Origin of the sequence: Mucilaginibacter sp. 21P (genome assembly GCF_019331605.1) — a bacterium.
Classification (GTDB): domain Bacteria; phylum Bacteroidota; class Bacteroidia; order Sphingobacteriales; family Sphingobacteriaceae; genus Mucilaginibacter; species Mucilaginibacter achroorhodeus.
This window is the reverse complement of the sequence record NZ_CP063061.1, coordinates 3,106,370-3,119,541: the sequence shown is the minus strand read 5'-3', so window position 1 is coordinate 3,119,541 and position 13,172 is coordinate 3,106,370. Positions and strand designations below refer to the sequence as shown.

The 13,172-nt window shown below is 45.5% G+C and carries 6 protein-coding genes; 3 read left to right on the top strand and 3 right to left on the bottom strand.

Translation table 11 applies throughout. From position 1 onward, the window contains the following. The first annotated feature begins 66 nt into the window (after nt 1–66). The gene (locus INP83_RS14000; protein WP_219124732.1) at nt 67–2,709 is read left to right on the top strand and encodes an amino acid adenylation domain-containing protein; all 2,643 of its coding nucleotides are present in this window, start codon (nt 67–69) and stop codon (nt 2,707–2,709) included. On the opposite strand, the gene INP83_RS13995 is transcribed toward INP83_RS14000, so the two are convergent. Next, complete coding sequence (locus tag INP83_RS13995) at nt 2,706–3,098, bottom strand: VOC family protein (protein WP_219124731.1); 393 nt, start codon at nt 3,096–3,098, stop codon at nt 2,706–2,708. The genes INP83_RS14000 and INP83_RS13995 overlap by 4 nt on opposite strands. A gap of 97 nt (nt 3,099–3,195) precedes the next feature. Between INP83_RS13995 and INP83_RS13990 the strand changes: the two genes are divergently transcribed. Together INP83_RS13990 and INP83_RS13985 are read left to right on the top strand one after the other, a co-directional pair. Next, on the top strand, nt 3,196–8,817 hold the full coding sequence (locus INP83_RS13990) for an alpha-2-macroglobulin (protein ID WP_219124730.1): 5,622 nt from the start codon (nt 3,196–3,198) through the stop codon (nt 8,815–8,817). A 214-nt stretch (nt 8,818–9,031) separates the two neighbouring features. Further along, nucleotides 9,032–9,223, top strand: coding sequence for a hypothetical protein (locus tag INP83_RS13985; RefSeq protein WP_255563159.1), 192 nt, complete (start codon nt 9,032–9,034; stop codon nt 9,221–9,223). 113 nt (nt 9,224–9,336) lie between these two features. Here the strand turns inward: INP83_RS13985 and INP83_RS13980 are convergent, their stop codons facing one another. After that, nucleotides 9,337–10,308 (bottom strand): DUF1080 domain-containing protein, encoded by a 972-nt coding sequence (locus INP83_RS13980; RefSeq protein ID WP_219124729.1) that lies wholly within the window; start codon nt 10,306–10,308, stop codon nt 9,337–9,339. A 72-nt stretch (nt 10,309–10,380) separates the two neighbouring features. Then, the gene (mutS, locus tag INP83_RS13975) at nt 10,381–12,990 is read right to left on the bottom strand and encodes a DNA mismatch repair protein MutS (RefSeq protein WP_219124728.1); all 2,610 of its coding nucleotides are present in this window, start codon (nt 12,988–12,990) and stop codon (nt 10,381–10,383) included. Between the last annotated feature and the right edge of the window lie 182 nt (nt 12,991–13,172).

Below are 13,172 nucleotides of genomic sequence, written 5' to 3'. Positions count from 1 at the left end.
AGGCGGGAACTTTTTTCCCCGCTTTTGAGTATTTAAAATTGCACAGTTGTACAGGGTTATCTAAATATGGGAGCAGACTTAAACAGTACTTCAACCGCCTATCCGAAAGAAAAAGCACTTTTTGATCTTTTTACAGATAGTGTAAACCGCTATCCTGATCATGTTGCGCTAACCTTTCACCAGGTTAGCTATACTTATCAAGAGCTCAACCAAATTGTGAACCGCCTAACCCGCGAGTTACTCAATAAGGGCGCAGGCAAAGGTATTGTTATCGGCCTGGCGCTCGATAGGTCTGCAGAGATGGTGATATCACTATTGGCCATTTTAAAAGCGGGCAGTATTTACGTCCCCCTCGACCCTGAATATCCAAAAGACCGCATTGAATTTATGCTTGACGATTCATCGGCGAGCATTTTACTTACTTCGCAAAAATATAGTGGGCATTTTGCATCCAATACCCGCGAAGTGCTAATAGAAGATGCCCTTGAGGCTTCGGAAGACTACGCCGATAATGAACCTGAAAGAACGGTAAGCGGCGAAGACCTTGCTTATATACTTTATACATCAGGCTCTACCGGTAAGCCAAAAGGCGTGCAGATATTCCATCACAGTTTGGTGAATGTAATGCTAAGCTTTCAAAAACAGCCCGGTATTACTGCAACAGACCGTATGCTCGCTGTTGCTACCATATCTTTTGATATCGCCGGTATAGATCTTTATTTGCCGCTTTCTGTTGGTGCAGAGATCGTTTTGGCTGATTCTATTACTGCTAAAGATGGCCGTGCCTTGTTGGATATAGTGCGCACGCAAGGCATAACTATATTACAGGCAACCCCCTACACCTGGCGCATGATGCTTGAGGTAGGCTGGGAAGAATACTTACCGCTTAAGGTATTTACCGGTGGCGAAGCTTTGGCAAAAGACCTTGCCGAGCGGTTGATCCCGCGCAGTAAAGAGGTTTGGAATTTGTATGGCCCTACCGAGACCACCATCTACTCTATCATCAAGCATATCACTGATGCTAACGACATTACCATAGGCTGGCCGGTTGATAACACGCAGGTTTACATCCTTGATGAAGAAAAAAATGATCTTGTAGATGGTGAGATCGGCGAGATCTACATCGGTGGCGTTGGTGTAGCTTTGGGATATCTTAACCGCCCGGAACTGAACGCCGAACGCTTTATCGATAACCCCTTTACGCCGGGTGAAAAAATTTACCGTACCGGAGACCTTGCCAAAATAAAACCCGATGGCGACATTGTTTATCTTGGCCGCATAGACCACCAGGTTAAAGTTCGCGGTTATCGAATTGAGCTTGGCGAAATTGAACATAACCTTGGCAAACAGGAAGATATCAAGCAGGCTGTCGTGATAGCCCGCGAAGATACACCCGGTATACCGCGCCTGGTTGCTTACATCGTATTAAAATCCGGAGGATCAGGCGCACCTGATAAAGCAACCCTAAACAATTGGGACAAAGCATTATTAGATGTGTTACCTGAATATATGGTACCTGATGATTACGTATTGTTAGACACCATCCCATCCACCCCTAACGGAAAAATAGACCGCAAAGCGCTGCCCAAACCTGACTACAGCCAGATAACCCGAGAGGGAGATTATGTTGCCCCACGCACCAGCAACGAAAAACTGGTTGCCGATATATGGGAAGAGTTGATGGGCTTGGAGAAAGTGAGCGCGTTTGATAATTTTTTCCAGTTGGGCGGCCGTTCGCTAATAGCTGTTAAGATAATGGCTCGCCTTGAAAAAGAAACAGGGAAACGTTTACCGCTTGCAACACTTTTTGAATACTCAACGGTAGAGAAACTTGCCGCAAGATTGGAGATTGACGCATCTGCCATTACATGGGAATCTTTAGTGCCAATTAAACCGAAGGGTAGCAAAATGCCGCTTTATATTGTACACGGCGCGGGCCTGAATGTGTTACTATTCAACGCCCTGGCTATGAACATGGACGAAGAGCAACCCGTTTACGGCTTGCAGGCTAAAGGGCTTAACGGTGTTGACGAGCCGCTGGATGTTATGGAAGAGATAGCCGCCAATTACGTTGACGAGATCATCAACCATGACCCTGTTGGGCCCTACGCAGTTGCAGGTTATTCTTTAGGTGGGCTGATAGCATATGAGATGGCTAAACAAATGTTGGCTATGGGAAAGGATGTGCGGATGCTGGCTATGTTTGATACTTATGCAGATCAAACTCAAAAACTTGATTCGCCACTTAAGCGCTTTGTTGATAATACGTGGTTGCTGATAAAGCAAATAGCATACACACCTGTGCTGTTTTTTGAAGACCCTAAGCGTACGATCGAATATAAAAGCCGCGAGATCGGCAGAAGAATTGACAAAGCGTGGAAAAAAATATTTCCGTCAAAAACTCAGGATAAGAAAGGCTTTGATGCTTATACAAATGATATTCACGAGCGCAGCCTAACTGCACAAAAAAACTATCTGTTAACACCGGTTAACATTGCAATTGAACTCTTCAGGGCGCGAAAAAAAACATTCTACATGGCAGATTCGGAGTTCCTGGGTTGGAAACCCTATGCCCTCAAAGGAGTTAACGTACATGATATTCCCGGTGAGCACAACACTATTTTTGCGCCACCAAATGACCAGGAATTTGCGCAGGCCCTGCAAAAATGCTTAGACAAGGCAGCAATAGGCGAAAACACCAAAGGTTAAAAAAGCGGCTTACCGATTTCCCAGTGATGGCCAAATGGGTCGATGAAATGCCCGAGCCGGTATCCGTAATCCTGATCAGCAACCGGGTAAACTGTAGTTATACCTGCGTCAACAGCTTGTTTGGCTACAGCATCAGGATCGAATACCATTAAGCCGATCCTCACGCTAACGCCGGTCTGTTTATCAGGCCCTATCGCGCCGTTTTTGGGTGATTCATCCGCAACAACAAACAGTGCCTCATTTACTGCCAACACACCCACCGTGTGGCCTTCTGCCGTATTGCTGGTTAATACCTTTGCACCAAATGCCTGTTGGTAAAACGCTATTGCAACCAAGGCATTATTCACGGTGAGGGTTGGTAAAATATGCGCCTTAAAATTGTTTTCCATGATGTTTTAGCGGATTAAATTTGTTTCAAAAATATACGGCTAAAATTGCTTTGAACTCTTAAAAGTTTTAAATTCATGGCAATTTACCTTACCCTATATGAAAAACCTTGTTAGACTTGTCAGCTCCCGCAGAGGGCAGGTTATTATAGCAGTTTCCCTAATTTTAATAGCACTGGTTATCTTTTTCGCGCGTCGGCATAAGCACCAAAATCAAAAGGTTGATGCAGCTTTTAGCAAATATATACAATCGTACACCACAGGCGTTATCTCCAAAAAAAGCACCATCCGCATAAAACTTTCTGGCGAGGTGCAGGTAGCACATGCGCAGAATGAAGAACTTAAGAATGATATTTTTGACTTTTCTCCATCTGTAAAAGGTAAAGCTTATTGGGTAGACGACAGGACCATCGAATTCAGGCCTGCCGAGGCACTTGACGCTAACGAAGATTATGCAGTTGATTTTGAGTTAGGTAAGGTAGTAAAAGTTGAAAACGGCTTTGAACATTTCAAATTCAACTTCCAAACAGTAAAGCCAGATTTTACCATTTCTTTCGCTGGCCTTCGCTCTGCTACATCTACATCTACCGACAAGATGAAGCTGATAGGCACCATACAAACTGCTGACGTAGAAGACCCAGCCAAAGTTGAGAAACTGGTAAAGGTTAATTATCCAACTGCTACAAAAATCAGCTGGCAGCACAACGGTTTGGCAAAATCACACCAATTTACTGTTGATAATATTACACGTACCGAAAGTGCAATTCCCCTCGCACTCAATTGGGATGGAGATGCTTTGGATATTGACAAGAAAGGAAAGCTGGATTATGAGGTACCTGCCAAAGGCGACTTTAAAGTATTGGAAGTGCGTGCCGTGCAGGATAACGACCAGTATGTATCCGTGCAGTTCTCTGACCCAATTTTAGTCGGCCAGGAATTGAATGGCCTTGTAGGCATTACCAATGTAGCTGATGCCGCATACACTATTGACGGCAGCGTGGTTAAGGTTTATGCGCCCGAGCGTTTGCAGGGTAACTACAATGTATTTGTAAACGAGGGCATTTACAGCATTAATCACCAAAAGATAAAAAAGGCTTACACGGCCAACGTGTTCTTTGAGAATCGTTTGCCGCAGGTGATAATCCCCGGCAAAGGGGTTATCCTCCCCGACTCAGGTAAGTTAATGATGCCTTTTGAGGCGGTGAACCTGAACGCAGTTGACGTTAGCATTGTTAAGATCTACGAGAATAACGTTCCGCAGTACTTTCAAAGCAATGGCTTTGATGGTGGTGTAGAGCTAAGGCAGGTGGGTAAACCCATCGTACAAAAGACCATCAGGCTTGATGTAGACAAAGGCCTTAACCTTACCAAAAAGAACCGCTTTATGCTGGATGTTGACCAGCTGATGCGTGCAGAACCCGGGGCCATTTATCGTGTGATCATCGGTTTTAGAAAGGAATATTCGCTTTACAACTGCGCCGCAGGAAAGGTAGTCGCTAAAAGTAATGATAACGGTTACGGAGACGACTATGAAGGTGGCGAATACGGCGGCAACAACACAGGCCGGGTAAATGACGAGGACGACGATTTTTGGCAACGCTATGATAACTATTACCCCGAAGGCTATAGCTGGGAAGACCGTGACGACCCATGTACCGAATCATACTTCACCAAAAACCGTTGGGCTACGCGTAATATCATTGCATCCAATATTGGTTTGATAGCCAAGCGCGGGAACGATAACACCATGACGGTTGCGGTAACCAACATCCTGAGTGCCGAACCAATGAGTGGCGTTGATCTGGAACTGCTGGATTACCAAAGACAACTTATCCTTAAATCAAAATCAGACGGCGATGGCATGGCCACTTTCGACCTTAAGCGTAAACCATACCTGCTGGTTGCCAAAAAGGGTAACGAACGCGGTTATCTAAAGCTTGACGACGGAAGCTCTCTCCCACTCTCCCGTTTCAACGTAGGTGGCGAACAGGTACAGAATGGCCTTAAAGGGTTTATCTACGGCGAACGCGGCGTTTGGCGTCCCGGCGATTCAATCTTTGTATCCTTTATCCTGGAAGATAAACTTAAAACCCTGCCTGCAGACCATCCTGTGGAGTTTGAGTTGTACAACCCGAGCGGGCAACTCTACAAGAAAATAACCCGTACCAGTTCTGTGGATGGTTTTTACAGTTTTCATACTGCTACTGAAACCAGCTCGCTTACCGGTAATTGGAACGCTGTGGTAAAAGTGGGCGGCGCATCTTTCCAAAAGAACATTAAGGTAGAAACCATCATGCCTAACAGGCTTAAGATAAAGCTGGACTTTGGCAATGTTAAAGAGCTAACTAAGAACGATGGTATTAACGGTACGCTAAGCGCTCAATGGCTTTTTGGTGGTGCCGCGCAAAACCTTAAAGCTAAGGTTGATGCATTCCTGTCATCCCAAAAAACAAACTTTAAAGGGTTTGAAGATTACAACTTTGATGATCCCACACTGGCGTTCAACACCCAAACTCAAACGGTTTTTGATGGTAAGCTTAACGAGAACGGCGTAGCGCAGGTAAATCCGGACATTAATGTTGAGAAGCAAGCTCCCGGCCAATTGCGCGCGAATTTTGTGGTGAAAGTTTTTGAGGCTGGCGGTAACTTCAGCATACAGCAAGCCACCATGCCTTACAACGTGTACAGCGGCTACGTGGGTATAAAGACGCCTAAAGGCACCGACCTAAGCGGGATGCTGGTAACCGATAAAGACCACCAGATAGACATAGCTGATGTTGATGTGAACGGTTCGCCATTAGCAGGCAGCCGCAATGTTGACGTTGAACTATACAAGATACAATGGCGCTGGTGGTGGGACGAAAACGGTAACGAACTGAGCAACTTTACACAAGACCGTTATAACAAGCTTGTTAAAACAGATAATGTACAGTTAAACAACGGCAGAGGTAAATGGAACCTACGGATCAATAAAGCTGATTGGGGCCGTTACCTCATCCGTATTAAAGATCCTCAGACTGGTCACTCAACCGGCAAGATCATCTATGCAGACTGGCCAAACTGGTCTGAACGTTTGCAAAACACCGACCCTACCGAGGCGGCAATGCTATCGTTCACTTCAGATAAGCCAAACTATAAAGTGGGCGAAGAGGCTACCCTCACTATACCTACAGGTGGCGACGGCAGGGCTTTAATTAGTTTTGAAAATGGCAGCAAGGTGCTTAAAACAACCTGGATAGATACCAAAAAAGGCGAAACCCGGTATAGCTTTAAGATAGACGAAACCATGGCGCCAAACGTATTCGTTAACGTTACATTGCTGCAGCGCCATGCGCAAACTGTTAACGACTTGCCTATCCGTATGTACGGTGCGATCCCATTGGTGGTTGATGACCCTACAACCGTACTGAAACCTGTAATCAGCATGCCTGATAAGATACGGCCGGAAACACCGTCTACCATTACAGTATCGGAAGCAAATGGTAAGGAAATGACCTACACAATCGCTATTGTTGATGAAGGTTTGCTCGACATCACTAATTACAAAACCCCCGACCCACATGAAGCATTCTACGCGCGTGAAGCTTTAGGCGTTAAAACCTGGGACCTGTTTGATTACGTTATTGGTGCCTTTGGCGGCGGTTTGGAGCGTATTTTAAGTATTGGTGGTGATGGTACAAACGGCGTTAAAAAGGATGTTACGGTAAACCGGTTTAAACCGGTTGTAAAATTCCTGGGGCCATTCCATTTAGGGGCGGGCGATAAACAAACTACTAAATTTACGCTGCCGCAATATGTAGGGTCGGTTAAAGCAATGGTTATTGCCGGCCATGGCGGTGCTTATGGCTCTGCAGAAAAAGCGGTAGCCGTTAAAAAACCGCTGATGATACTGGCAACGCTTCCGCGTGTGTTGGGTCCGTCAGAAAAGATACAATTGCCGGTTACTGTCTTTGCGATGGAGACCAATATTAAAACGGTTACCGTTCAGGTACAATCCAACGCATTCAGCAACTTAGCCGGTAATAACATTAAAACGGTAAGATTTGCCAAACCCGGCGACCAACTGGTAACATTTGATCTCGACGTTAAAGATTTTGTTGGTGTTGGCAGGGTGAAGATAATTGCGAAAGCAGGCGGAGAAACTGCCGCATACGATGTGGAGTTGAACGTACGAAACCCAAACCCGCCGGTAACGCGTATTTTTGAAAAGGAACTTACACCGGGTGCTGCTTACGGTGCCATCTATAATGCTATCGGTATCAATGGCACCAATAAGGCCACTTTGGAGGTATCGAGCATACCATCACTTAACCTGGCTAAACGCCTTAACTACCTCATCACCTATCCGCATGGTTGTGTTGAGCAAACAACTTCATCAGGTTTCCCGCAGTTGTATCTAAATGACTTGCTTGATCTTACGCCTCGCCAAAAAGCGGAAACGGAGCGTAACATTAAATCTACTATTGCTCGGTTAAATGGCTTCCGCGTCGCGGGTGGTGGTTTAAGCTACTGGCCTGATGGCGGCAATGCCGATGAATGGGGAACAAATTATGCCGGCCACTTCCTGATACTGGCCCAAACCAAAGGATACAGTCTGCCATCGGGTATGCTGGACGACTGGAAACGCTACCAAAAACAAAAAGCAGTTGACTGGTCGCCAAACCCAAATAACAATATACATGGCGGTTACTATTACACCGACTTGGTGCAAGCCTACCGACTATACCTGCTGGCTTTAGCGGGCTCGCCGGAGTTAGGCGCCATGAACCGATTAAGGGAATACAATTACCTAAGTCCTGAAGGCCGCTGGAGGCTCGCGGCAGCTTACAAACTGGCTGGCCAGCCGGAGGTTGCCTTACGGCTGATAGCCAGGCTGCCAACTACCGTTAAACCATATAACAGTATGTACGGCACCTACGGCAGCGACCTGCGCGATGAGGCTATGATATTAGAAACCCTTACCCTGCTTGGGCAGCAGCAACGCGCAGCGGGTTTGGTACGGACGGTAGCAGCCAAACTATCACAAGATAGCTGGTATAGCACCCAAACCACTGCCTATTCGCTTATTGCTATAGCGCAGTACTGCGGCGTTAACAAAAATGGCGGCAAGGTGCAATTCAATTATGATGCGGGTAATAGTAAAGGAAATGTCAATGCTAAATCTTACATATGGCAGCAGGATCTTGCAGCGAACGGTGGTAAATTCTCATTAAAGAATACCGGCAATAACCGGCTTTATATAAGGCTTATACAGCAAGGGCAGCCGTCATCCGGCCAGGATGTAAAAACTTACGTAAATCCTGATGTGCTGGATATGAAAGTGGCCTACTTCTCTTTAGCAGGTAAACTCATTGACCCAACCTCTTTGAAACAAGGGACTGATTTTGTTGCGCAGGTGACCATCAAAAATCCGGGCAAACGTGGCCGTTACGATAACATGGCGCTTACGCAGATATTCCCATCAGGCTGGGAGATATTGAACAGCCGTATGCTCAATAATGACGAATCGTTTAAATCCTCGCCATCAGATTACCGCGACATCCGTGATGACAGGGTAAACACTTATTTTAGCCTCCCAGAAGATAAGGAAGTGGGTTACTACGTAATGCTTAATGCTGCTTACGCAGGTAAATATTACCTGCCCGCAGCATACACCGAGGCGATGTATGACCACAACATAAATGCACTGATACAGGGCAAATGGGTTGAGGTAGTGAAGTGATGTATTGGATATGGGAGATTAGTTAATTGGAGAAAGCGTTGTCAAAATGAATATATCAGAGTTTGTCATTGTGAGCGATAGCGCGGCAACCTTAAAGGACAAGTTGCAACGTATATATTAACCAGTATTGCTTTTATATAGTTACTAATACGTCTAATAATGTTTTGTATACTGGCGTTACAAGTAATCTAAAAATCGTGTATTAGAACATAAGTTGAAAACCAATGCTGGTTTTAGCGCAAAATATCAGTGCAATAAATTAGTATACTTTGAAACTTTTCAATGGATTGATGATGCGATTGCAAGAAAAAAACAAATAAAAGCCGGATCAAGAAAAAAGAAAATTGCCTTGGTCGGTAACGATAACCCTAATTGGAAAGATCTGAGTGATGACTGGTGTGATTAGAGCACGTTATTTCTCTTCTATGAGATTGCCACACTATCGCTCGCAATGACATATACTCATAGAAGAGGCCTTGCAGTTTGCAAGGCCTGTTCTATTATAAAAAAAGTAATTAATTACTTAGCCGGTGTTATCACAATATTCCTGTAATCGATTGGGCCATGGTCGCCTTGTAGTAGAAGTGGGCCTGGGTCGCCTTCGTTGCTGTCAAGCGCGCCGCCGGTAATGCCTGGGATAACCTGCCGGCAAATTACTTCTTGTCCGTTAGCTACAATGGTAACCACACGGCCAACCAAAGTAATGTCGTACGACTGCCATTCGCCAGCGTTTTTAGCCATCATCCGGTTTGGCTGCATAAAGCCGTAGATAGAGCTAAATTGATTCATCAGTGGCTCAGGCTCGCCGGTTTTGGTGTCTATTACCTGTGTTTCGTAACGTCCGCGCAAGTAAACACCGCTGTTACTTCCTTTCTCGTAACGGAACTCAATGTGTAGTTTAAAATCCTTGAACTTTTGATCGGTTATCAGGTTGGCCCCCGATTTTTTACTGCGGAGGATGCCATTCTCTACTATCCATTGGTTTGGCCTGCCATCAGTATGCCAACCCTTTGTATTTTTACCATTGAACACCTTTATGGGTTTGCCCCAAACCGGTGCCTTGGTTGGCAGCATGGCAGGTGCACGTACGCCTGTAAAGCTGTAGCTTTTGCCATCGGTGTAAATCATGGTACCTTTTATAGAATTACCGGCAGCCTCGAACTCAAAATCCATATTGCGGTCTCCCGGCTCCCACTGCGGCGGGATGGAAAAGCTGTATTTGCCATTTGCCAATTTCACCTCAGATATTGGCCTGGCGCTGCCGAAAGCGTAAGTAAAGCGACCGATAAGTGTATGCGTACCTGATTTTTGAACCTCTAACCATGATGGTTGTGATTTGCCATCTTTCTCCATGGTGATATCCCAGCGACCAATAACGTCAGGATCTTTTTTCATCTCCTGCGCAGATGCGCTTTGTAGCAAAGAAAACACAGCCAATGCAAGTATAGCTGCACGACTGATAAGTTTGTGTATACGTGATTGTTTATTCATAATTGGTGGTTAAGATTTTAAAGCTACGAATTATTTCATAATCACGTCGCTGGTAAAGCATCATGCAGCTATCTAACTCTTTATCAACCGTTGTATCTCATCAAGCTTCATCAACGCTTCAACCGGGGTTAGGGTATTTACATCGAGGTTGTTCAGCGTATCACGGATCTTTACCAATACCGGGTCATCTATCGAGAACATTTGCATTTGCACGGCCTGCTTTTGCACTTTACGAATGCTTTCTTTAATGTGCTCGCCGCCGGTACGCTCGTTCTCCAGCTTCTTCAATATCTCATTGGCGCGACTTAATACTTTCTGTGGCATACCTGCAAGTTTGGCCACGTGGATACCGAAACTGTGCTCACTGCCGCCAGGTACCAGTTTACGCAAGAAGATGATCTGCTGTCCAACTTCCTTTACCGAAACGTTATAATTTTTAATGCGATTGAAGCTGTTGCTCAGCTCGTTTAACTCGTGGTAGTGCGTAGCAAAAAGTGTTTTTGCTTTTGCAGCGGGATGATTATGTAAGAACTCGGCAATGGCCCATGCAATGGAAATACCATCGTATGTTGAAGTACCCCTGCCTATCTCATCCAAAAGGATCAAGCTCCTGTCGCTTAAGTTGTTGAGGATGCTGGCCGTTTCATTCATTTCCACCATAAAGGTTGATTCGCCTGATGAAAGGTTATCCGATGCACCCACGCGGGTAAATATTTTATCAACCAAACCAACCGATGCAGCCTTAGCCGGCACAAAGCAACCCATTTGCGCCATAAGCACAATAAGGCCGGTTTGCCTTAACAATGCCGACTTACCCGCCATGTTAGGGCCCGTGATAATGATGATCTGCTGCGATTCTGAATCAAGGAAAACATCATTAGTGATATATTCCTCGCCCAAAGGCAAATTCTTTTCTATTACCGGGTGGCGGCCGCCTTTAATATCCAGCACACGGCTATCGTTCACGTTTGGTTTAACGTAGTAATTTTTGATGGAGATGGTGGCAAAGTTCAGTAATACATCCAAACGGGCAATCAATGAGGCGTTAAGTTGTATAGGTTTGATGTATTCGGCAAGCGTATAAAGCAGATCGTTATACAGCTTGGTTTCCAAAGCCAGGATCTTCTCTTCGGCACCTAATATTTGTTCTTCGTATTCCTTTAATTCCGGCGTAATGTAACGCTCGGCGTTGACCAGCGTTTGCTTACGGATCCAATCCGCAGGCACCTTATCGCGATGACTGTGGGTAACCTCAAGGTAATAGCCAAACACATTATTGAACGATACCTTGAGTGATGGGATGCCGGTTGCCTCTGCCTCGCGTTTTTGTATCTCCAGTAAATATCCCTTACCCCCAAAAGCGATCTTACGCAAACGGTCCAGTTCTTCACTGATGCCGTCATTCATCACCATGCCCTTTACCATCATTACCGGTGGTTCGGGGTGCAGTTCGCGCGCTATTTTCTCACAAATCGACGTGCATGGATTCAGCTGGTCGCCTATTGCTTTGAGCGGCTCACTTAATGATGATTCTGCCGTTTTCTTAATGCTTTCAATTGCCAGTAATGCCTTTTTAAGCTGGCAAACCTCGCGTGGATTGGCCTTTTGCAAACCGATCTTTGAGATCAGCCTTTCCAGATCACCGATCTGGCGGATCTGATTTTGCAGTTCTTCGCGCAGTTCTTCTTCAGCAATCAGGTATTCTACAACGCCCAGTCTGTCTTGTATCGGCTTTATTTCCTTAAGGGGCATCACAATCCACCTGCGCAACATGCGTGCGCCCATAGGCGAACAGGTGTTATCCAATACATCAACCAAGGTTGTAGCGTTCTCATTTGCAGAACCCACCAGTTCAAGGTTGCGGATACTGAACCTATCCAACCATAAATAACGGTCTTCCTCGATACGGCTGATGGCTGATATGTGCTGCAGGTTGCGATGCTCAGTTTCGTTAAGGTAATGCAGCGCCACACCGGCAGCAACAATGCCTAAACCCAGCTTGTCGATTCCGAACCCTTTAAGTGATTTTACACCAAAGTGTTTGAGCAAGGTTTCATTGGCATAATCGCCGCTGTAAGGCCACTCATCCAGCATGTAAGTGTAAAAGCGGTCGCCGAAATAACCGTTGAAATCCCCTTTACGGCTTTTGGGGAATATCACTTCGCTCGGCGAATAGCTTTGCAACAATTTATCAATGTAATTGCTGTTACCCTGGGCGGTTAAAAATTCCCCTGTAGAAATGTCTATCAGCGCAATACCGATGGTGTTTTTTTCGAAGTATAACGAAGCAAGGTAGTTGTTGCTCTTCTGCTGCAGGATATTATCGCTAACCGCCACGCCGGGGGTAACCAGTTCGGTAACACCGCGTTTAACAATGCCTTTAACAGATTTTGGATCTTCTAACTGATCACAAATAGCCACGCGCTGTCCTGCGCGAACCAGCTTGGGCAAGTAAGTTTCAAGCGAGTGGTGCGGAAAACCGGCCAGCTCTATATGCGATGCAGCACCATTGGCGCGGCGGGTAAGCGTAATACCCAAAATACCCGAAGCCTTGATGGCATCGGCTCCAAAGGTCTCATAAAAATCACCCACACGAAAAAGCAATAATGCACCGGGATATTTCGCCTTTATGGCGTTGTATTGCTGCATTAACGGCGTTTCTTTGGTATCGCTCTTAGCCAATTTGTCCTCGCTTTTATTAATCCGCTAATTTAATTTATTGCCTGCTGATAAAGCGGATTGTGGAAAAGTAGAATGCGTGTGGAATATTGAGTGGTATTTGGTTCTTCGTTAGGAATGGCAGTGAGTAAAGAGTTGTCAGTGGATGTAACTTTCTTTTCTCTCAAAAGATTTCTATGATAAAA

Coding starts and splice junctions, on each gene's coding strand:
- INP83_RS14000 (WP_219124732.1), top strand. CDS start 67: ATGGGAGCAGACTTAAACAGTACTTCAACCGCCTATCCGAAAGAAAAA.
- INP83_RS13995 (WP_219124731.1), bottom strand. CDS start 3,098: ATGGAAAACAATTTTAAGGCGCATATTTTACCAACCCTCACCGTGAAT.
- INP83_RS13990 (WP_219124730.1), top strand. CDS start 3,196: ATGAAAAACCTTGTTAGACTTGTCAGCTCCCGCAGAGGGCAGGTTATT.
- INP83_RS13980 (WP_219124729.1), bottom strand. CDS start 10,308: ATGAATAAACAATCACGTATACACAAACTTATCAGTCGTGCAGCTATA.